This is a genomic window from Microbacterium sp. CFH 31415, from assembly GCF_022538185.1.
Classification (GTDB): Bacteria; Actinomycetota; Actinomycetes; order Actinomycetales; family Microbacteriaceae; genus Microbacterium.
The window spans coordinates 81766-101916 of the sequence record NZ_JAKYXC010000018.1 but is presented as its reverse complement, the minus strand read 5'-3'; the positions used below and the strand labels follow the sequence as shown (position 1 = coordinate 101916).

The window sequence follows — 20151 nt, the reverse complement described above, 5'->3', positions numbered from 1 at the left end:
TGATCGGTGGCCGCGTCGCCGTGGGGGCCGTGCCCGCGGGTGGGCGGGCATCCGGGCGATCCGCGGGGTGACACGGGACGCCGGGGCAGGCGCGGGAGAGCGCGCCGGAGACGGGCGGTTCCAGCCTACGCCCGCCGGAGTGCCGGGTCTCGGCGTGTGACGTTCCGGGCCGCTACGCTGGCACCGATCGAGGAGGAACGATGCGGTTCGAGCACCTCGGGGCACAGCCCCGCATCCATCCCGACGCCGTGATCGCGGCGACCGCGGTGATCAGCGGAGACGTCGAGATCGGCGCCGACTGCCAGGTGCTGCACGGCGCCGTCATCACCGCCGAAGGCGGTGCGATCACGCTCGGCACGAACGTCATCGTCATGGAGAACGCCCTCATCCGCGCCACCTCGACGAATCCGGTGCACATCGCCGACCATGTCCTCGTGGGGCCGATGGCCAGCGTCTCGGGAGCCGTCGTCGAGGACGAGGTCTTCCTCGCCACCGGCACGCGCGTTTTCAACGGCGCGCGCATCGGAGCGCGCAGCGAGGTGCGGATCAACGGGGTCGTGCACCTGCGCACGACCCTGCCGGCGGAATCGACGGTGCCCATCGGCTGGGTCGCGATCGGAGACCCGGTGCAGATCCTCCCGCCGGACCGTCACGAGGAGATCTGGGCGGCGCAGCGCGAGCTCGACTTCCCCGGCTACGTCTTCGGCCTCGATCGAGAGACGCCCGACCTCATGGTGCAGCTCACCGAGCGCTACGGGCGCAGCCTCGCCCGGCACGTCGACGACCGCCGGCTCGACTGATCGCGCAGGGACGTTCGGGATGCCGCGGCCGCAGCATCCCTCGCAGATCGCTCTTCAGTCCCAGACCCCGCGGCAGTCGCGGCACTCGAATTCGAGGCGCTCGACCCAGCCGTCATCGAAGTCGCGGCGTCGTTCGAGCTCGATGCGGAACCACCGGGGCTCGCTCGCGCGCACATCCAGCGACCCGCAGTCGGGACATACTTCGGCTACGACGATCCGTGCCATGCGGCCACGGTAGCCCCGGCGGCCCGGATGCGCGGAAGCGACGCGCGTGTCAGCCGGTGTTCTGCAGTCCGGCCGCGACACCGCTCACCGAGAGCAGCAGCAGGCGCTGCTGCTCAGGATCGACCGGCGCGCCTTCGGGAGTGTCGCGCAGGGCGCGCAGCGCGCGCAGCTGCAGCAGCGACAGCGCGTCGACGTACGGGCTGCGCATCTTCACCGCACGCTGCAGCACGGGCTTGTTGCCGAGCAGCTCCGTGCCTCCGGTGACGCGGATGACCCACGAGCGGGTGAGCGACATCTCCTCGCGCACGAGGGCCGCGAGATCGTCGCGGTCGCCCAGCTCGAGGTAGTGGCGCGCGATGCGATCGTCGGCCTTGGCGAGGCTCATCGCGACGTTGTCGATCAGCGTGCGCAGCAGCGGCCACTCGTCGTACGCCCGCTGCAGCAGCTGCTCGTCGCCGACGGCCTCCAGCGCGGTGCCGAGCCCGAACCAGCCCGCAAGATTGATGCGCGCCTGCGTCCACGCGAAGACCCACGGGATGGCGCGCAGGTCCTCGAGCGACTCGACCGACAGGCCGCGTCGCGCCGGGCGCGAGCCGAGGGCGAGCAGGCCCACCTCCTCCATCGGCGTCACCCGGGCGAACCACGGCGCGAAGCCGGGCGCCTTCACGAGCGAGAAGAACCGTGCTCGGGATGCCTCGTCCAGCGTCGCCGCGACCGAGGCGTAGCGCTCTGCCGCGGCGCGGTTGCGCTCCTCGTTCGAGGGGGACGACGCGAGCAGGATGGCAGCGGCGACCTGGTCGATGTGCCGCATCGCGATGGCGGGGTCGCCGTAGCGGGCGAAGATGACCTCGCCCTGCTCGGTGAGCTTGAACCTGCCGTCGACGGAGTGCGGCGGCTGGGCGAGGATCGCCGAGTTCGCCGGACCGCCGCCGCGGCCGAGCGCGCCGCCGCGCCCATGGAAGAGCGTCAGCTCGATGCCCTGCTCCTGCGCCCAGGCGGCGATCGCGGCCTGCGCCTCGTACAGCGCGAGGTTCGCGGCGACCGGCCCGACGTCCTTCGACGAGTCGGAGTAACCGAGCATGACCTCGAGCCGTCGGCCGGTCGCCGTCAGGCGCTCGGCGAAGGCGGGGTGCTGCACGATCTCGGCGAGGATGCGCGGCGCCGCCTGCAGGTCGGCGAACGTCTCGAACAGCGGGACCACGTCGAGCACCGGCACGTCGCCGTCGGGTCCGGCCGCGTATCGCGCGAGACGATGGACCGCGGCGAGGTCGTCCGCGGACTGCGTGAACGACACGACGTAACGCCCGGCCGCGCGGGGGCCGTAGCGCTCTTGCAGGAAGGCGATCGACCGGAAGACGTCGAGCACCTCCTCGGTCTGCTCGGAGCGGGGCCCGGCGGCGTCGAGCTCGGCCAGAACCTTGGCGTGCACCGCGGAGTGCTGCCGCACCTCGAGCTCGGTCAGGTGGAAGCCGTACGTCTCGACCTGCCAGAGGAGCTGCTGCAGGTGGCCGTACGCCTGCCGGGCCGCCCCGGCCCGCACGAGGGAGTCCTGCACGATGCGCAGATCGGCGAGGAACTGCTCGGGGTCGCGGTAGGCGAGGTCGGCGTCGCGCTCGCGCGTGGCCGTCAGCTTGCGCGCGAGCAGCAGCATGATGCGGCGGTGCGGCTCGTTCGGGGAGCGCTTCGCGATCTCAGCCGCGGCCTCGTCGTCGGCCGCCGCCAGCCGCTGCCAGAGCGCGACGAGCGCGGCGCTGGGTGGGGTGGTGGTCGCGTCGAGGGTGAGCGTGCGGCCGATCCGGCTCGCCGCGCGCTCCAACCCCAGCAGCACGTGCTCGCTGGCGATCTTCGCCGCGGTGCGGGTGACGGATGCCGTCACGAACGGGTTTCCGTCGCGGTCGCCGCCGACCCATGAGCCCACCCGCACGAACGGGCGGACCACAGGAGCCCGGCCGCCGGCCGCCGGGCCCTGGAGCGCGTCGTCGACGCGCCGGTACACGTGCGGGATGGCGGTGAACAGCGTGTCGTCGAACACCGCCATGACAGCCCGCACCTCGTCGGTCGGTGACGGCTTCTCGGGCCGCAGCGGCGCCGTGCGCCACAGGGTGTCGATCTCTTCGAGCATGCGCCGCTCGGCGCGTCGCTGGTCGGCGCCGTTGCGGAGCGAGGCGTCGTGCTCCTCGAGGAGCGCGGCCAGTCGCCGGATGCTCGTCGACACCGCGCGGCGGCGGGCCTCGGTCGGGTGCGCCGTGAACACGGGGTGGAATCTCAGCGCTTGCAGTCGCGCGAGGGCGGTGTCGTCGCCCACCTCGGCGGCCAGTCGCATGAAGGCGGCGGCGACGGAGTCGGTCGCGCGCTCACGGTCGGGGCGACCGTCGCGCTCGCGAAGGACGCGGACGCGCTGGTGCTCCTCGGCGAGATTCACGAGGTGGAAGTAGGCCGTGAAGGCACGGGCGACTTCGTCGGCCCGCTCGACCGTGAAGGAGTCGGCGATGGCGGCGGCCCGTGCGAACGCCTCGGGCGTCTCGTCCGTGTACGCCTGGATCGTCGCGATGCGCAGTCGCTCCACGTCGTCGTAGAGGCCGGGCGACCCGCTCTCGCGCAGCACCTGCCCGAGGAGCGATCCGAGCATGCGCACATCCGCGCGCATCTGCTCCGGGATCTCCTGCTCGGCCTCGAAGCGTCCGACGAGGTCGATCGCTTCGGTCTGGGTGAGTTCGCGCATCCGTCCACGCTACTGGCGTCGGACCGGACCGCCGTCCGTGTGGGCGTTGTGTGACGTCCGCGGCGGCGTGGCGGGCCGCCGATAGACTGGCCGACGGTGTGCCGGGAAGTCTGGTCGGCGATGCGCCGCCGCGCCGACCGACCACTCCGATGAAAGGACCCGCGTGTCCCTGCTCCGCTCCGCCCGTTTTCCGGCCATCGTGCTCCTGGCCTCGGCGATTCTCGCCCTCGTGCTGGCGAATTCTCCCCTCGGCCCCGCGATCGCGGAGGTGAAAGGCGCCTACGTCGGCATTCCGGGCGTCTTCGAGATGTCGGTGGGCCACTGGGTGCAGGACGGCCTGCTCGCGATCTTCTTCTTCATCGTCGCCGTCGAACTGCAGTTCGAGCTCACCAACGGCGAATTGAACTCGGCGCGCAAGGCGATGCAGCCCGCGATCGCCGCAGCGGGCGGTGTGGTGGTGCCGATTGCGGTGTTCCTGCTGTTCGCGGGCGGATCGGAAGCGGTCGACGGCTGGCCGATCCCGACCGCGACCGACATCGCCTTCGCCCTGGGCGTGCTCGCCGTCTTCGGAAAGGGTCTGCCGTCCGGCATCCGGATCTTCCTCCTGGCCCTCGCGATCCTCGACGACATCGTCGGCATCATCTTCATCGCGGTGCTGTTCACCGACGACGTGAATGTGGGGCTGCTCGCGCTCGCTGCGGTGGCCGTGGCGATCGTCGGCGTCCTCAGTCGCCAGCTCGACAGGCGCAACCGGCTGCCGATCGCCATCGTCCTGGTGCTCCTGTCCGTCACGACCTGGGTCCTCGTGTATCTGTCCGGCGTGCACGCGACGATCGCGGGCGTCGCGCTCGGCCTTGCGATGGCGCAGCGGCCCGCCCTGCACGTGCGCCACGCGCTGGAGCCGTGGGTGAACGGCGTCGTCCTGCCGCTGTTCGCGTTCTCTGCCGCCTTCGTCGTGATTCCGTCGGTGAGCCCGTCGCAGCTGTCGCCGGCGTTCTGGGGTGTGCTCGTCGCGCTGCCGGTGGGCAAGATCATCGGCATCTCCGTGGCCGGCTGGATCTCGCTTCGGGTCGGCAATCGCGGCGCCGCGCCGCACCTGTCGCTGCTCGATCTCATCGCCGCCGGCTCCCTGGGCGGCATCGGCTTCACGGTGTCGCTGCTGCTGTCGGAGCTCGCGTTCGCGGACGACCCGCTCGTGCGAGACGAGGCCACACTCGGTGTGCTCGGCGGCTCGATGATCTCGATCGTGCTCGCGGCGATCCTGGTGGCTCAGCGCGCGCGTCACCATCGCCGCGCGGCGCCGACCGCCGACGACGAGCTGCCGCCGCCCTCCAGACACGAAGGACAGATCGCATGACCGACGCGACGCCCCTGACCGATCCGCTGCGGGAGGCGGCAGACACGATGCGCGCGGTTCGCGACCGGTGCGTCTGGACGCAGCAGATCGACCACCGTGCGCTGGTGCCGTACCTGGTCGAGGAGAGCGCCGAGCTGATCGACGCCGTCGAGGAGGACGACCGTGCCGAGCTCCGCGAGGAGCTGGGCGACCTGCTGTGGCAGGTGCTCTTCCACGCCGAGATCGCCTCGCGCGATCCCGCCGACCCGTTCGACATCGACGACGTCGCGCGCGGGCTGACCGAGAAGATGGTGCGGCGGCATCCGCACGTCTTCGGCGACGCCGTCGCGAACACGCCCGAAGAAGTGCTCGTGCACTGGAACGCCGCGAAGGCCGCCGAGAAGAGCGCGCGCACCAGCGTGCTCGACGGGGTCAGTGAGCGGATGCCGAGCCTGGCGCTCGCGCAGAAGCTCCTGGGCAAGGCGGCCCAGGTCGACGGCGCGCCGGCCCCGCCCGCCGGCGGGCAGGTTCCGTCGTCCGAGGCCGCGCTCGGCGACGCACTGCTCGCCCTCGTGGCGACGGCGCGCTCGAACGGCTGGGACGCCGAGCGGGCCCTGCGCGAGCGTCTGCGCGCGCTGTCGTCCGCCATCCGCGCCGCCGAGACCGACTGAGGCCGGGCCCCGGCGCGCCCGCCCCGCGCCCCCGCGCCCCGCGCCCCGCGCCCCGCGCCCCGCCGTTGTTCGCGAGACTGCATTCGTGCGCCGAGACTGCAGCCTCGGCGTGCGCTCTCGGTGCACGGATGCAGTCTCGCCGAATGCGGGCGGCGGACGCGGGGCCGGGGGGGGACAGAGAGAGAGGGAGAGAGAGGCGGACGACGGGCACGCCGCGGGACCTGGAAAGATAGAGCCGTGGCATCCGTGAACCCGCCGCGCGGTATGCGCGACTTCCTCCCCGCCGACAAGGCCCGCCGCGAGCGCGTGCTCGCCGTCATCCGTGACCGCTACCGGGTGCACGGGTTCGACGAGATCGAGACCCCCGTCATGGAGGAGTACGCCCGCCTCCACGCCGGCATCGGCGGCGACAACGAGAAGCTCGCCTACAACGTGCTCAAGCGCGGCCTCGACGCCGACGCCGTGCGCGCGGCCGCCGACGACCTGTCGCAGCTCACCGACCTGGGCCTGCGCTACGACCTCACGGTGCCTCTCGCGCGCTTCTACGCGAGTCACCGCGGCGAGCTGCCCACGGTGTTCCGCTCGATCCAGATCGCGCCGGTGTGGCGTGCCGAGCGCCCGCAGAAGGGCCGCTACCGGCAGTTCATGCAGTGCGACATCGACATCATGGGGGATGCCTCGGCCCGCGCCGAGGCGGAGCTCATCGTCGCCACCCTCGACACCCTCGACGCCCTGGGCCTCGAGGGCGGCAGCGTGCGCATCAACGACCGCCGAGTGCTCGACTGGATGCTCGACAGCTTCGGCTTCGTTCCCGACGAGCGTCCCGGGGTGCTCATCACGATCGACAAGCTCGACAAGATCGGCCCGGCCGGCGTGGCCGCCGAGCTGCGCCAGCGCGGGGCCACGGCATCCGCCGTCGACGCGTTCGAGGCATTCCTCAGCCGCCCAGTGACGCTCGAGCACAGCCCGTTCGGCGAGCGTCAGGTCCGCAAGCTCCTGCCCGCCGACGCGCCGGACCACGTCGTCGCGCACCTGGTGGGCATCGGAGACGCGGTCGCGGCAGCGCGGGGCGCGGCCACGACCGATGGGGCGGTGGCCGACATCCCGCTGGTGTTCGACCCGTTCCTCGTGCGCGGGATGGGGTACTACACGGGCACGATCTTCGAGCTCGCGCACCCGTCGGCCGACTACTCGCTCGGCGGCGGCGGGCGCTACGACGGCATGATCGGCCGCTTCCTCGGCCAGGACGTGCCGGCGGTCGGCTTCTCGATCGGGTTCGAGCGGATCGTCGACCTGGTCGACGCGGCCGCCGGCGACACCCGTCCCGCCGTCGTGCTCGTGCACGACCGCGACGTGCCCGAGGCGGAACTCCTCGCGCACAAGGCCGCGCTCGTCGGGGCGGGCTCGCGGGTGCGTCTGGAGCACCGCACGAAGAACCTCAAGGCGCTTCTCGAGCGCGCGACGGCCGACGGCTACACGGCGTTCGCGACGGTGTCGGCCGCGGCCGCGCCGGGATCGCTCGAGCTCAAGCCGCTCGGCTGACCCTGAGTCGCAGCATCCGGTAGAGGACTCCCGCGATCACGACGACGGCGCCGCCGACCACGCTCTGCCATGGCAGCGTGAGACCGAGGATGACGCATCCGGCGGCCCCGACGACCTGCAGCGCGCGAGGGTACCGGCGTGCACTCGCGCCCTGGCGGAACGCCGCGAGGTTGGCGACCAGGTAGTACAGCAGCACGCCGAACGACGAGAACCCGATCGCACCGCGGAGGTCGACGAGCGCGACGGCGACGATCACGATGCCGGCGATCGTCGCTTCGGCTCGGTGGGGCACATGCCAGCGCGGGTGGGCGGCAGCGAAGAACCGGGGGAGGTCGCCCTCGCGCGCCATGGCGAACGCGGTGCGTCCGATGCCCGCGATGAGGGCGAGGAGAGCGCCGAGGGATGCCGCGGCCGCCCCCACCCGGACGACCGGCGCCGCCCATGCCCAGCCCGACGCGGCTGCGGCCGCAGCGACCGGCTCGCTCGACGCGGCCGTGGCGTCGGGGCCGAGCGTCGAGAGCACGGTCACCGCGACGAGCGCGTAGACGACCAGCGCGCCCACGAAGGCGAGCACGATCGCGCGAGGGATGGTCCTGGCAGGATCGCGCACCTCCTCGCCCATCGTGGCGACGCGGGCGTAGCCGGCGAAGGCGAAGAACAGCAGCCCGGCGGACTGCAGGATCCCGTAGGCGCCGTCCGCCCACAGTGCCTGGGGGCTGAGCCAGTCCACGCTGTCGGGCGCCGCGCCGCCCGCGGCGACCGCCACGGCCAGCACGAGCAGCACCACGATGACGATCGCGCGCGTCGCCTGCGCCGTGCGCGTGACGCCGAACCAGTTCACCGTCGCGAGGGCCACGACCGCGGCGATCGCGATCGGCCGCTCCCATCCGGGTGGTGCGGCGTACGCCGCGAACGTCAGCGCCATGGCGGCGCAGCTGGCGGTCTTGCCGATGACGAATCCCCACCCGGCGATGAACCCCCACCACGGCCCGAGCTCCGCGCGCGCGTAGGCGTACGTGCCGCCCGAGGTCGGGTGCACGGCGGCCAGCTGCGCCGACGACGTCGCGTTGCCGAAGGCGACGACGGCGGCGATCGCGAGTCCGACGAGAAGGCCGCTCCCGGCGGCCGCGGCCGCAGGTGCGAAGGCGGCGAAGACCCCGGCGCCGATCATCGACCCGAGGCCGATGAACACGGCGTCGCCGAGACCGAGGCGGCGCTGCAGGGACGGGCTGGTCACGCCGGGCACCCTAGCGCACGCCCGTGAATGCGTGGCCCGCGTCAGCGCGCGGCCTGTGCGGTGACGCGCTTCTTCTCGCGCACATAGACCTCGCGCCGGACGCGCGCGACGACCTCGCCCGAGGCATCCGTGATCTCCGTCTCGAACCATTCGAGCACCTTCGCACCTCCGCGGGCTCGTTCGCGCAGTTCGTCGGCCTTCGCGCACGGCACCTCGAACCGGGCGGTGAGCACGCCGCGACCGGGCTTGACGAACTCGATCTCGCCGCGCGTGTCCCACACGACGTAGTCGCGTCCGAGCTGGTGCATGACGAGCATGAAGAAGTACGGGTCCGTCATCGCCGACATCGAGCCGCCGAACGCCGTCTTCACGTAGTTGCGGGTGATGAGGTTCACGTGGAGTTCGACGGTGGCGCTCGTCCAGTCGTCGGCGAACCTCTTCACGCGGATGCCGCTCCAGAGGTTCGGGGCCCACAGGCTCATGCCGAGGGCAAGGCGACGAGGAGTGATGCGCATGCCGGCCATGGTGCCAAAGCCACCGCAGGGATGCGGCATCCGTTGTCGCCCGGCGACAAACCTCGCCGCTGAGTCCCATCCACTGTTCTACTTGTTATAGAATAGTCGCGTGCTCATCCGAATCGATCCCAGCAGCGACGAGCCCATCTTCGCGCAGGTGGCCGCCTCGGTGCGGGCCGACGCCGCCACTGGACGGGTCCGTCCCGGCGACCGGTTGCCGTCCGCGCGCGATGTGGCCGACGCGCTCGGGGTCAACCTGCACACCGTGCTGCGTGCCTACCAGGATCTGCGCGACGAGGGCCTGGTCGACATGCGTCGCGGGAGAGGGGCTGTGGTGACGGATGCCGCGACCCCGCTCGCCCAGCTGTACGACGACATCGCCGCCCTCGCGCGCCGCGCCCGCGCCCTCGGGCTGTCGCCCGACACCCTCGCCTCTCTCATGAAGGAACACCGATGACCCCTCCCGCCGCCTCGGGCGATGTCCGCCGGGCTCGCCGCACCTACGCCGTCGTCGCGGTGTGGATTCCCGTCCTTCTGACGACCGTGGCGGTGACCCTCCTGCTGACCTGGCTGCCCCAGGTGCCGGCGACGGTTGCGACCCACTGGGGCCGCGGAGGCGAGCCCGATGGGTTCGCGCCCGCGTGGTCGGTGCCGCTGCTGACGGCCGCGGTCGGCTTCGGGCTCGCCGCGCTGTTCGGCGTGATCGCGCTCGGCACGCGCAGGTCGGGCGAATGGGGGCCGACGCTGCGGTTCCTCGGCGCGCTGTCCTGCGGCACCATCGCCTTCCTGCTCGTGCTGGTGACGGTGTCGTTCGCGATGCAGCGCGGCCTCACCGATGCGAACGACTCTCCGAGCATCGGTCTGCCGCTGATCGTCGGGCTGATCTCCGGTGCGGTCGCCGGCGCGACGGCATGGTTCGCCCAGCCTGCGGTCACCGTGAGCGGCGGCTCGGTCGACGCCCCCGCCTCAGCCGTCGCCCTTGCCGAGGGGGAGCGGGCCGCGTGGCTGCGCACCACGACGATGTCGCGTCCGGCGATGACCGCGATCGCGGGGGTCACCCTGCTGATGGCCGTCCTCGCCGCCGTGTTCGGCGTCTCCGGGGGAGAGCTGTGGTGGCTGTTCGCGGCGCTCGCACTCCTGTTCGCCGTGCTGGCCGCGACGACCTTCGTCCTCCGGGTGAGCGTGACCGAGTCGGGTCTGCGTGTGCGCTCCCTCGCCGGTGTGCCCCGATTCTCCGTTCCGCTGGCGGAGATCCGGTCCGTCTCGGTCGTGCGCGTCGACCCGGCCGCGGAGTTCGGCGGCTGGGGCTTCCGGCTGGGGCTCGACGGTCGATTCGGCATCGTCCTCCACGCCGGCGAAGCCATTCAGGTCGAGCGGCGACACGGGCGTCCGCTTGTGGTGACGGTCGACGACGCACACACCGGGGCGGGACTGCTGGCCGCGCTCATCACCCGCGCGCAGACCGCGCGCCCTTGACGCATGCCCCCGACCGCTTGTTGGCTGGGGGCATGAGCGACCCGACCCCCGAGCTGTGGCGCCGCGTCGACGCCTATCTGACCGAGACCCTGGTCGGGCACGATCCCGGCCTCGAGCACGCGGTCGCCGACCAGCGGGCGGCCGGTCTTCCTCCCATCGAGGTGGCGCCGGTCAACGGCAAGTTCCTCCATCTGATCGCCCGCATCAGCGGGGCCCGACGCGTGCTCGAGATCGGCACGCTCGGCGCGTACTCGACGATCTGGATGGCGCGGGGCATCCCGTCGGACGGCAAGGTCGTCACGATCGAGGCCGAGCCCCGCATCGCGGAGGTCGCGCGTGCGAATCTCGAGCGCGCCGGCGTGGCGGAGAAGGTCGAGGTGAGGCTCGGACGGGCAGCTGACGTGCTGCCGACCCTCGAGGGTGCTGAGCCCTTCGATCTGGTGTTCATCGACGCCGACAAGGAGTCCAACACGATCTACCTCGACTGGGCGGCGCGGCTCGGACGGCCTGGCACGGTCGTCGTGGTCGACAACACCGTGCGCGGGGGAGAGGTGGCCAATCCCGCCACCGAGAACCCGCAGATCATCGGCGTGCAGCGCGGCCTCGAGATGCTCGGCCGCGACCCCCGCTTCGACGCCACGGCGTTGCAGACCCTCGACCTCAAGGGATACGACGGGGTGGCGCTCGCCGTCGTGGTGTAGCCACCCGGGGTAGAACGGCGCCCCATGACGCCGGCGCCTGTGGCGCGGCATCCCGGTCACTAGACTCGGACGCGGACCGACGACGCTCCGAAGAACCACCCTCCACAAGCAAGGAGTCCCCCTGTGGCACTTATCGAGGCTGTAGGCGCGCGCGAGATCCTCGACTCGCGCGGTAACCCGACCGTCGAAGTGGAGGTGCTCCTCGACGACGGAATCGTCCAGCGTGCAGCCGTCCCCTCCGGCGCGTCCACCGGTGCCTTCGAGGCATACGAGCTGCGTGACGGCGACAAGAGCCGCTATGGCGGCAAGGGCGTGCTGAAGGCCGTCGCCGCCGTCATCGACGAGCTCGGCCCCGCGATCGAGGGCGTCGATGCGAGCGAGCAGCGCATCATCGACGAGATCCTCATCGAGGTCGACGGCACCGACAACAAGTCGCGCGTCGGCGCGAACGCCATCCTCGGCGTCTCGCTCGCCGTCGCCAAGGCCGCGGCCGATTCGGCCGACCTGCCCCTGTTCCGCTACCTCGGCGGACCGAACGCGCACATCCTGCCCGTCCCGCTGTTCAACGTCATCAACGGCGGCGAGCACGCCGACAACGGCATCGACATGCAGGAGTTCTTCCTCGCGCCCATCGGCGCCGAGACCTTCTCCGAGTCGCTGCGCTGGGGCACCGAGGTCTACCACGTGCTGAAGGGCGAGCTGAAGGCCGCCGGCTTCGCGACGGGCCTCGGCGACGAGGGAGGCTTCGCCCCCGACCTGCCCAGCAATCGGGAGGGCCTGGACTTCCTGGTCAAGGCGATCGAGAAGGCCGGCTTCACGCCGGGCTCCGACATCGCGCTCGGCCTGGACGTCGCCGCCACCGAGTTCTTCAACGACGGCGTGTACCGCCTCGACAACAAGGACTGGACGGCCGCCGAGCTCACCGAGTACTACGTCGGTCTGGTGAACGACTACCCGATCGTCACGATCGAGGATGCGCTCGCCGAGGACGACTGGGACAACTGGAAGGCCCTCACAGAGGCGCTCGGAACCAAGACCCAGCTCGTGGGCGACGACCTGTTCGTCACCAACCCGGCGCGCCTCGCCGACGGAATCGCGCGCGGCGTCGCGAACTCGCTGCTCGTCAAGGTCAACCAGATCGGCACGCTCTCCGAGACGCTCGACGCCGTCGACATGGCGCACCGCGCCGGCTACACGGCGATGCTCTCGCACCGCTCGGGTGAGACCGAAGACACCACGATCGCCGACCTCGTGGTGGCGACGGGTGCGGGTCAGATCAAGAGCGGCGCGCCCGCCCGCAGCGAGCGCGTCGCGAAATACAATCAGCTTCTGCGCATCGAGGAGGAGCTGGGCGACGCGGCGACGTTCATCGGCCGCGCAGCCTTCCCGCGCTTCCAGGGCTGACACGCTGACGAGAGGGGGAGCCGTGGCGAAGACGACGGCTCCCCCTTCCCATCCCTCGCGGCGCCGCCCCGATCGCGGCCCGGTCGACGTGCGGCAGTGGCTGGGCGGCATCCGCCTGTCCGGCTTCATGGTCATCATGCTCGGCCTCGTCGTCCTGGCGGCCTTCGTGCTCGTGCCGACGATCGGCACCTACGTCGACCAGCGACAGCAGATCGCGGCGCTCGAAGCGGCCGTCGAGGTGAGCCGTCAGGAGGTCGCCGACCTCGAGGCGCAGCGCGACCGCTGGGCCGATCCGGCGTACATCACGACGCAAGCGCGAGAGCGGCTCTACTACGTGCGTCCCGGCGAGGTCGTCTACCTCGTCGACAACGACCTCCCCGCCGAGCTCGTGCCGCAGGAAGAGGATCCGGTGAGCGACCAGGTGGAGCAGACGCGCACCGACTGGATGTCGCAGCTCGTGCGCTCGGTGACGTCGGCCGGACTCGCCCAGGCGGTGAAGGCGCCCACCGTGGGCGTGCCCGACGAGCAGCCGGCCCCGACGCCGACCGGCGCGCCCTGACGCCGATCGCAACTCTCCGCCCGGCCAGCCTCATCGACAGGCATCCCGATCAGCGCCTTGCCAGGAGCCCCCGCTAGCCTGTCGACGTGACGACCTCGCCGTACCCCCCTGCCACCGATGCCGACCTCGCCGTCCTGCGTGAGCAGCTCGGCCGGCCGGCCCGTGGCGTCGTCGGCATCGCTGCGCGGTGCGTGTGCGGCAACCCGACCGTCGTCGCCACGTCGCCACGGCTGCCCGACGGCACGCCGTTCCCCACGTTCTACTACCTGACCCACCCCGCGGCCACCGTCGCGATGTCGGTGCTCGAAGCCGAGCACACGATGCGCGAGCTGAACGATGCGCTCGTCGAGGACGAGGAGCTCGCCGCAGGCTACGCGCGCGCGCACGAGGCCTACCTGCGCGATCGCGCCGCCTACGGCGAGGTCGAGGAGATCGCGGGCATCTCGGCCGGCGGCATGCCGACCCGCGTCAAGTGCCTGCACGCCCTCGCCGGGCACGCCCTCGCAGCCGGACCCGGTGTCAACCCCATCGGCGACCGCGCCCTCGCCCTCTCGTCGTGGTCGCCCGACCGCTGCGTCTGCGCCCAGCCCGGGGCGGCCGGATGAGGCGTCGCCTCGTCGCGGCGGTGACCGCGGCCGCCGCGGCGCTGACGCTCGTCACTGCCGCGCCCGCGGCCGCCGTCGTCACGCCCGAGGTGCCGGAGGAGGATCCGGTGCGCGCCGCGGAGTACTGGCTCGAGGACTACGGCATCGACCAGGCGTGGGAGAAGACCCGCGGCCGGGGCGTCACGATCGCCATCATCGACACCGGCATCGGCAAGGGGCCGGTCGAGTTCGAGGGCGCGGTCGTCGACGGGACCGATGTCTCGGGGGTCGGAACGTCCGACGGACGCACGCCGGTGGGCGCGGTCGACTCCAACCACGGCTCGTGGGTGGCGTCACTCGCGGCCGGGCGCGGCACGGGCGAGGACACCGGCATGATCGGCGTGGCCCCCGAGGCGGAGCTGCTCTCGGTGTCGGTCGGGTTCGGGTCGTCGGCGACGAAGTCGTTCACCGAGCAGATCGCCGAGGCCATCCGCTGGTCCGTGGATCACGGCGCCGATGTCATCAACATGTCGCTCACCACGAACGTGCCCGACTGGGACGAGAGCTGGGACGACGCCTTCCTCTACGCGTTCCAGAACGACGTCGTGGTGGTGGTCGCAGCCGGCAACCGGGGGAGTGGCACCACCCGGGTGGGTGCCCCGGCCACCATCCCCGGCGTGCTGACGGTGGGCGGCGTCGATCCCGACGGCAAGGCCAGCGTCGACGCCTCGACTCAGGGGATCACGATCGGCGTCTCGGCGCCGAGCGAGGAGCTCGTCGGTGTCTCGGCCGACGGCCGTCTGGTGCTGTGGAACGGCACCAGCGGCGCCGCGCCCATCGTGGCGGGAATCGCCGCTCTGGTGCGGGCGGCCCACCCCGACCTCGACGCGAACAACGTGATCAACCGCATCGTCGAGACCGCCCGTCCGCCGGCCGGTTCTACGGCGAACCACGATCCGCTGTACGGCTATGGGCTGGTGGATGCCGCGGCCGCCGTGTCGGCGAAGGTGCCGGCCGTCGACGCGAACCCCATGGGCAGCCTCTCCGAGTGGATCCGCCTGTACCGCCGCGCGCAGAGCGATCCCGTCCCGCAGCAGCCCGTCGAGCCCGTCACAGTGCCGCCGTTGCCGCGTCCGGACAGTGCTGAGCGCGCCGCATCCCCCCTTCTGCCGTCGGGTCAGACCCTGCTCTACGGGACCCTCCCGCTCTCGGTGGCCACGGCGGCGGCTATACTGGTGGCGCTCGGCGTCACCGCAGCTGTCCGACGCATCCGATTAACGTCCCGCGCGCCGAGCCGCTGACACAGGAGGAGCCTCCAAACGTGACCAACACCGTGCCCAAGATCCTCATCGTCGGTGGCGGATACGCAGGCTTCTACACGGCCTGGAAGCTCGAGAAGCATCTGCGCAAGGGTGAAGCAGAGGTGACGATCGTCGACCCGCTGCCCTACATGACCTACCAGCCGTTCCTCCCGGAGGTCGCGGCCGGCTCGATCGAGGCCCGCCACTCGGTGGTGGCTCTGCGCCGCCACCTCAAGAAGACCACCGTGGTCGCTGCGAAGGTCACCGGCATCAACCACGCGAACAAGGTCGCCACGATCACGCCGATCGCGGGCGACCCGTACGAGTTCGAGTACGACCAGATCGTCGTGACCGCCGGCGCCGTCTCGCGCACGTTCCCCATCCCGGGCATCGCCGACAACGCCATCGGGCTCAAGACGATCGAAGAGGCCGTCGCGATCCGCGACCGCCTGATGTCGAACTTCGACAAGGCTTCGGTCCTGCCCCCCGGCCCGGAGCGCGACCGCCTGCTCACGGTCGTCGTGGTCGGCGGCGGCTTCGCCGGCATCGAGGTGTTCGCCGAGCTGCGCTCGCTCGCCTCGTCGCTGGTCAAGAGCTACCCGCAGCTCACTTTCGACGACACGCACTTCCACCTCATCGAGGCGATGGGCCGCATCATGCCCGAGGTGTCGCTGAAGACGAGCGAGTGGGTGCTGAAGGACCTCGCCAAGCGCGGTGCGTACGTGCACCTCGACACGCAGGTCACCGGCGCAGTGGACGGCAACATCGAGCTGTCGACCGGCGAGACGATCCCGAGCGACCTCATCATATGGACCGCGGGCGTCATGGCGAACCCGACGGTCGTGCGTGGCGGCGACCTCCCCATCGAGGAGCGCGGCCGCATCCGCACCCGCGCCGACCTGCGCGTCGGCTCCGACGAGGAGATCGTCGAGGGTGCCTGGGCGGCGGGCGACGTCTCCGCCGTGCCCGACCTGTCGGGTGGCGGCGTGGGCGGCTACTGCGTCCCCAACGCGCAGCACGCGGTGCGTCAGGCGAAGCTCCTCGCGAAGAACATCGTCGCGGTCCTCCGCGGAGAGGTTCCCCGCGAGTACTTCCACAAGAACCTCGGCGCCGTGGCCGGCCTCGGCCTCTACAACGGCGTCTTCCAGTCGGGCAACCTCGCCCTCAAGGGCATCATCGCGTGGGTCGCCCACCGCGGCTACCACGGCCTGGCGATGCCGACGTGGGAGCGCAAGTGGCGCGTGCTGTGGGGCTGGTGGAACAACCTCTGGCTCCGCCGCGACCTGGTCAACCTGTCGACGGTGCAGAACCCGCGCTACGTGTTCGAGGAGTTCGCTGCGCGCCCGCGCCCGCCGCAGCCTGCCGTCACACCGCCGGCTGAGCCGCGCGAGCAGGGGAAGCGCGCCGACCAGCCCGCGAAGGTGACGGCCGACAAGGCGGCCGCCGAGAAGGCGACCGCCGAGAAGGCGACCGCCACCCGCTGACGCCGCGCCCGGCACTGCCGGGCGGTAGCGTGGAGGCGTTCGCTCCGGCGGGCGCCCCCGTAGCCCAATCGGCAGAGGCAGGCGACTTAAAATCGCTTCAGTCTGGGTTCGAGTCCCAGCGGGGGTACGTGCTGCTCGACGCGTTGACCGACGACCCCTCGATCGGCCTGTGCTGGTCGGCCTGCGTCCTCGACGCCGGTTCGGGCGAGGTGCTCGCCGCGCATCGGTCCGACCGCGTCCTGTCTACGGCGAGCATCGGGAAGGTGCTGCTGCTGCTCGAGCTGTCGCGCCGCTTCCACGCCGGCGAGCTCGACCCGTCGGCTCCTGTCCGCCGCGGCGGCGAGACGATCGCCGACTCCGGGCTGTGGCACGTCATGGATGTCTCCTCCCTCGCCGCCGCGGACGCCGCCCGGCTCGTCGGCGCGGTGAGCGACAACCTCGCGACAAACGTTCTGCTCGACATCGTCGGGCTGGACGCCGTCGCCGACCTCGCCGGGACGCTCGGGCTCCGTCGGACAGCATTGCTCGACCGGGTGCGCGATGAGCGCGGGCCGCAGCATCCGCCCGCACTTTCGTACGGATCGGCCGCCGAGCTCGCCTCCCTCGTCGCGGCGATCGAACGCGGGGACGCCGTCTCTCCCGACGTGAGTGCCCAGGTGCGGGGCTGGCTGTCGCTGGGCACCGATCTGTCGATGGTCGCCTCGGCGTTCGGGCTCGATCCGCTCGCGCACCGCGACGTCGACCGCGGAGTCGCACTGTGGAACAAGACCGGCACCGACAGCGGCGTCCGCGCGGACGTGGGCGCGGTGCGATCGGGGGACCGCGCGATCGCGTACGCCGTGCTCGCCGAGTGGGAGTCCGGCGCAGACCCTTCGGTGCGCGACACCGTCCTCGACGCGATGCGCGAGATCGGACGGCGCCTGCGGTCGGGTCTGGCGCGCGACACATCCACAGGACGTCCGGCGCAGGCGAGCCCCGGGCCCTAGGCTGGTGCGCATGTGCGCGCACCCGAAGCGGGCCGTATGAGCCTCGACCTGCTGTCCTCAGCCACTGCGACGGAGCCGTGGAAGGAACCCGCGTCCTTCTGGGGCGGCCTGTCGCGTGCCGTCCGCGACGTCTCCGGTCCGGTCGCGACGCTCAGCCTGCCGGCCCTCCGCTACAACGCGCTCGACATGGTCGTGCGCGCCGGTGGCGTGCCGATCCGAGTGGCGAGCAAGTCCGTGCGCGTGCGCGAGGCGATCGACGCGACGCTCGCGATGGCGGGCTACCAGGGGATCCTGGCGTTCACCCTGCCGGAGGCGCTCTGGCTGGCAGAGGCGCACGACGACGTGGTGGTGGGATATCCGACCGCCGACCGGGCTGCCATCGCCTCCCTCGCGGCCGACGAGCGGGCAGCGCGTCGCGTGACGCTGATGGTCGACGACCTCGCGCAGCTCGATCTCATCGACGCCGTCGCCGCACCGGGAACGCGCCCCGAGCTGCGCGTCGCGATCGATGCCGACGCGTCGTGGCGGGCTCCGGGACTCGGCCACATCGGCGTCTTCCGGTCACCCGTGCATGAACCGGGAGAGGTTGCCGCGCTCGGCCGCGGCATCGCCGCCCGCCCGGGGTTCCGGCTCGTCGGACTCATGATGTACGAGGCGCAGATCGCCGGCCAGGGCGACGACACCGGCTCGGGCGACGGCGTGATCCGCTGGATGCAGCGCCGCTCGTCCCGTGAGCTGCTGGAGCGACGGGCCGAGATCGTGGCGGCATTGCGCGACGTCGCCCCGCTCGAGTTCGTCAACGGCGGCGGCACCGGCTCGCTCGAGTTCACGGCATCCGATCAGTCCGTCACCGAGCTCACTGCAGGGAGCGGGCTGCTCGCGGGCCACCTCTTCGACGGCTACCGGTCGTTCGAGCTCGCGCCGGCCGCCGCGTTCGCGCTCGAGGTCGTGCGCAAGCCCGCGCCCGACGTCGCGACCGTGCTCGGCGGCGGCTGGATCGCCTCGGGCCCGCCGGTCGCCTCGCGGCAGCCGCTGCCGGTGTGGCCGCAGGGCCTCACGACCCTGCCGCGCGAGGGAGCGGGCGAGGTGCAGACGCCGCTCAAGGGCGCTGCCGCCCGCGATCTGCGCGTGGGCGATCGCGTGTGGTTCCGTCACTCCAAGAGCGGCGAACTGGCAGAGCGGGTCGACCGGTATCACGTCGTCGACGGAGAGCACCTCATCGGCGAGGTGCCCACGTATCGCGGCGAGGGAAAGGCGTTCCTGTGACGCGTCCAGGCGGTAAGTGGCAGAACTGGGGCCGCTCCGAGTCGGTGCGCCCGCGCCGGGTGGAGTTCCCCCGCACGTCCGACGCGGTGCAGCGCGCGGTTGCGGCGGCGGCACGGCAGAGGCTGCCCGTGAAGGCGGTCGGCGCCGGCCACAGCTTCACTGGAATCGCCGTCGCGCCCGGGGTGCTGCTCGACCTCGCCGACCTGAGCGGCATGGTGGCGGTCGATGTGGACCGGTCCCGGGTCACGTTCCACGCAGGCACCCGCCTGCACCACATCCCGGAGCTCCTCGCCCCGTACGGCCTCGCGATGGAGAACCTGGGCGACATCGACCGCCAGTCGATCTCCGGCGCCATCTCCACCGGAACGCACGGCACCGGCGCGCGCTTCGGCGGGATCGCGGCCCAGATCGTCGGCGCCACCCTGGTGACGGCGTCCGGCGATCTGCTGGTCGTCAGCGACATCGAGAACGCCGATCTGCTGCCGGCGGTGGCCCTCGGCCTCGGGGCGCTCGGAATCCTGGTCGACGTGACCGTGCAGTGCGTGCCGGCGTTCGTCCTGCACGCCGTTGAACAGCCCGAAGATCTCGAGGTCGTGCTGAACGAGCTCGACACGCGCGTGGCCGAGGCCGACCACTTCGAGTTCTACTGGTTCCCGCACACGGATCGGGCCATGACCAAGACGAACACCCGCCTGCCTGCGAGCGCCCCGCGGCACCCGCTCCCGGCGGTGGGCAAGTGGGTCGACGACACACTCGTCGGCAGCGGGCTGCACCAGGTGGCCTGCAGCGTCGCGCGGGCCATCCCCGCGACCATTCCGCCGATCAATCGCCTGTCGGTCAAACTGTGGGGGGATCGCGAATTCACGGATGCCTCGTCCCGCGTCTTCGCGACCTCCCGGTCGGTGCGCTTCCGTGAGATGGAGTACGCGCTGCCCGTCGCGAATGTGCGACCGGCGTTCGACGCCCTCCGCGCGCTCTTCGACGAGCGCGGCTGGCGCATCTCGTTCCCTGTGGAGGTGCGCTTCGCCGCGGCAGACGAGCGGTGGATGTCGACCGCGCACGGCCGGGCATCGGGCTACATCGCCGTCCACCGCTACTGGCGAGAGGATCCGACGGAGTACTTCGAGGCCGTCGAGCAGGTCATGCTGGGCTTCGGCGGTCGTCCGCACTGGGGCAAGATGCACACGCTGGATGCCGCGATCCTGAAGGAGCGCTACCCGCACTTCGGCGACTTCGTGGCGCTGCGCGATCGCCTCGACCCGGAGCGCGTGTTCGCCAATCCCTACCTCCAGCGCGTCCTCGGTGAGTAACGGCTGAGAGTCCGAGGAACCGGGACAGACGG

19 protein-coding genes and 1 tRNA gene are annotated in these 20151 nt (G+C 71.7%); 16 read left to right on the top strand and 4 right to left on the bottom strand.

Annotation, left to right across the window (positions count from 1 at the left end; translation table 11 throughout):
- Positions 1-200: 200 nt before the first annotated feature.
- Positions 201-800: a gamma carbonic anhydrase family protein gene (locus MK786_RS16040; RefSeq protein WP_241113225.1), complete on the top strand. Its 600-nt coding sequence runs from the start codon at positions 201-203 to the stop codon at positions 798-800.
- Positions 801-854: 54 nt separating this feature from the next.
- Here MK786_RS16040 and MK786_RS16035 read toward each other — a convergent pair whose 3' ends face one another.
- Together MK786_RS16035 and MK786_RS16030 are read right to left on the bottom strand one after the other, a co-directional pair.
- A complete protein-coding gene (locus tag MK786_RS16035) occupies positions 855-1025 on the bottom strand; it encodes a hypothetical protein (protein WP_241113224.1) in 171 nt (56 codons plus the stop codon).
- Positions 1026-1074: 49 nt separating this feature from the next.
- Positions 1075-3747, bottom strand: a complete 2673-nt coding sequence (locus MK786_RS16030; RefSeq protein WP_241113223.1) for a phosphoenolpyruvate carboxylase — start codon at positions 3745-3747, stop codon at positions 1075-1077.
- A gap of 163 nt (positions 3748-3910) precedes the next feature.
- Between MK786_RS16030 and MK786_RS16025 the strand changes: the two genes are divergently transcribed.
- The 3 genes from MK786_RS16025 (at position 3911) to hisS (ending at position 7296) form a co-directional block, all read left to right on the top strand.
- Positions 3911-5104, top strand: coding sequence for a Na+/H+ antiporter NhaA (locus tag MK786_RS16025; protein ID WP_241113222.1), 1194 nt, complete (start codon positions 3911-3913; stop codon positions 5102-5104).
- Positions 5101-5754, top strand: coding sequence for a MazG family protein (locus tag MK786_RS16020; RefSeq protein ID WP_241113221.1), 654 nt, complete (start codon positions 5101-5103; stop codon positions 5752-5754). The genes MK786_RS16025 and MK786_RS16020 overlap by 4 nt, the downstream gene beginning before the upstream one ends.
- A 264-nt stretch (positions 5755-6018) precedes the next feature.
- Positions 6019-7296: a histidine--tRNA ligase gene (hisS, locus tag MK786_RS16015; RefSeq protein ID WP_241113244.1), complete on the top strand. Its 1278-nt coding sequence runs from the start codon at positions 6019-6021 to the stop codon at positions 7294-7296.
- Here hisS and MK786_RS16010 read toward each other — a convergent pair.
- Entirely contained in the window at positions 7280-8533 is a 1254-nt protein-coding gene (locus tag MK786_RS16010) for an APC family permease (protein ID WP_241113220.1), read from the bottom strand. The two genes, hisS and MK786_RS16010, sit on opposite strands and share 17 nt — an antisense overlap.
- Before the next feature lie 41 nt (positions 8534-8574).
- On the bottom strand, positions 8575-9048 hold the full coding sequence (locus MK786_RS16005; RefSeq protein WP_241113219.1) for a PaaI family thioesterase: 474 nt from the start codon (positions 9046-9048) through the stop codon (positions 8575-8577).
- A 109-nt stretch (positions 9049-9157) separates the two neighbouring features.
- Between MK786_RS16005 and MK786_RS16000 the strand changes: the two genes are divergently transcribed.
- The 12 genes from MK786_RS16000 to MK786_RS15945 all read left to right on the top strand — a co-directional run bounded on the left by MK786_RS16000 (position 9158) and on the right by MK786_RS15945 (position 20119).
- Positions 9158-9505 (top strand): GntR family transcriptional regulator, encoded by a 348-nt coding sequence (locus tag MK786_RS16000; protein WP_241113218.1) that lies wholly within the window; start codon positions 9158-9160, stop codon positions 9503-9505.
- Positions 9502-10524 carry a DUF1648 domain-containing protein gene (locus MK786_RS15995; protein WP_241113217.1) on the top strand — a complete coding sequence of 341 codons (1023 nt, stop codon included), beginning with the start codon at positions 9502-9504 and terminating at the stop codon, positions 10522-10524. The genes MK786_RS16000 and MK786_RS15995 overlap by 4 nt, the downstream gene beginning before the upstream one ends.
- Positions 10525-10556: 32 nt before the next feature.
- Complete coding sequence (locus MK786_RS15990; RefSeq protein ID WP_241113216.1) at positions 10557-11225, top strand: O-methyltransferase; 669 nt, start codon at positions 10557-10559, stop codon at positions 11223-11225.
- A 123-nt stretch (positions 11226-11348) separates the two neighbouring features.
- The gene (gene eno / locus MK786_RS15985) at positions 11349-12629 is read left to right on the top strand and encodes a phosphopyruvate hydratase (protein WP_241113215.1); all 1281 of its coding nucleotides are present in this window, start codon (positions 11349-11351) and stop codon (positions 12627-12629) included.
- Between the two features lie 22 nt (positions 12630-12651).
- Entirely contained in the window at positions 12652-13188 is a 537-nt protein-coding gene (locus tag MK786_RS15980; RefSeq protein WP_241113214.1) for a septum formation initiator family protein, read from the top strand.
- Between the two features lie 86 nt (positions 13189-13274).
- Entirely contained in the window at positions 13275-13793 is a 519-nt protein-coding gene (locus tag MK786_RS15975) for a DUF501 domain-containing protein (protein WP_241113213.1), read from the top strand.
- On the top strand, positions 13790-15073 hold the full coding sequence (locus MK786_RS15970) for a S8 family serine peptidase (protein ID WP_241113212.1): 1284 nt from the start codon (positions 13790-13792) through the stop codon (positions 15071-15073). The genes MK786_RS15975 and MK786_RS15970 overlap by 4 nt, the downstream gene beginning before the upstream one ends.
- Before the next feature lie 32 nt (positions 15074-15105).
- A complete protein-coding gene (locus MK786_RS15965) occupies positions 15106-16557 on the top strand; it encodes an FAD-dependent oxidoreductase (RefSeq protein WP_241113243.1) in 1452 nt (483 codons plus the stop codon).
- 53 nt (positions 16558-16610) lie between these two features.
- Positions 16611-16684 (top strand) — tRNA-Leu (locus MK786_RS15960).
- A 1-nt stretch (position 16685) separates the two neighbouring features.
- Positions 16686-17543, top strand: a complete 858-nt coding sequence (locus MK786_RS15955) for a serine hydrolase (protein WP_241113211.1) — start codon at positions 16686-16688, stop codon at positions 17541-17543.
- A 36-nt stretch (positions 17544-17579) separates the two neighbouring features.
- Positions 17580-18809: an alanine racemase gene (locus MK786_RS15950; RefSeq protein ID WP_241113242.1), complete on the top strand. Its 1230-nt coding sequence runs from the start codon at positions 17580-17582 to the stop codon at positions 18807-18809.
- The gene (locus MK786_RS15945; protein WP_241113210.1) at positions 18806-20119 is read left to right on the top strand and encodes a D-arabinono-1,4-lactone oxidase; all 1314 of its coding nucleotides are present in this window, start codon (positions 18806-18808) and stop codon (positions 20117-20119) included. Before MK786_RS15950 ends, MK786_RS15945 begins: the two co-directional genes overlap by 4 nt.
- Positions 20120-20151 lie beyond the last annotated feature (32 nt).

Excerpts from the sequence above, each read along its gene's own strand:
- MK786_RS16040 (WP_241113225.1), top strand. The coding sequence starts at position 201 with ATGCGGTTCGAGCACCTCGGGGCACAGCCCCGCATCCATCCCGACGCC.
- MK786_RS16035 (WP_241113224.1), bottom strand. The coding sequence starts at position 1,025 with ATGGCACGGATCGTCGTAGCCGAAGTATGTCCCGACTGCGGGTCGCTG.
- MK786_RS16030 (WP_241113223.1), bottom strand. The coding sequence starts at position 3,747 with ATGCGCGAACTCACCCAGACCGAAGCGATCGACCTCGTCGGACGCTTC.
- MK786_RS16020 (WP_241113221.1), top strand. The coding sequence starts at position 5,101 with ATGACCGACGCGACGCCCCTGACCGATCCGCTGCGGGAGGCGGCAGAC.
- hisS (WP_241113244.1), top strand. The coding sequence starts at position 6,019 with ATGCGCGACTTCCTCCCCGCCGACAAGGCCCGCCGCGAGCGCGTGCTC.
- MK786_RS16005 (WP_241113219.1), bottom strand. The coding sequence starts at position 9,048 with ATGCGCATCACTCCTCGTCGCCTTGCCCTCGGCATGAGCCTGTGGGCC.
- MK786_RS15995 (WP_241113217.1), top strand. The coding sequence starts at position 9,502 with ATGACCCCTCCCGCCGCCTCGGGCGATGTCCGCCGGGCTCGCCGCACC.
- MK786_RS15990 (WP_241113216.1), top strand. The coding sequence starts at position 10,557 with ATGAGCGACCCGACCCCCGAGCTGTGGCGCCGCGTCGACGCCTATCTG.
- MK786_RS15970 (WP_241113212.1), top strand. The coding sequence starts at position 13,790 with ATGAGGCGTCGCCTCGTCGCGGCGGTGACCGCGGCCGCCGCGGCGCTG.
- MK786_RS15950 (WP_241113242.1), top strand. The coding sequence starts at position 17,580 with ATGAGCCTCGACCTGCTGTCCTCAGCCACTGCGACGGAGCCGTGGAAG.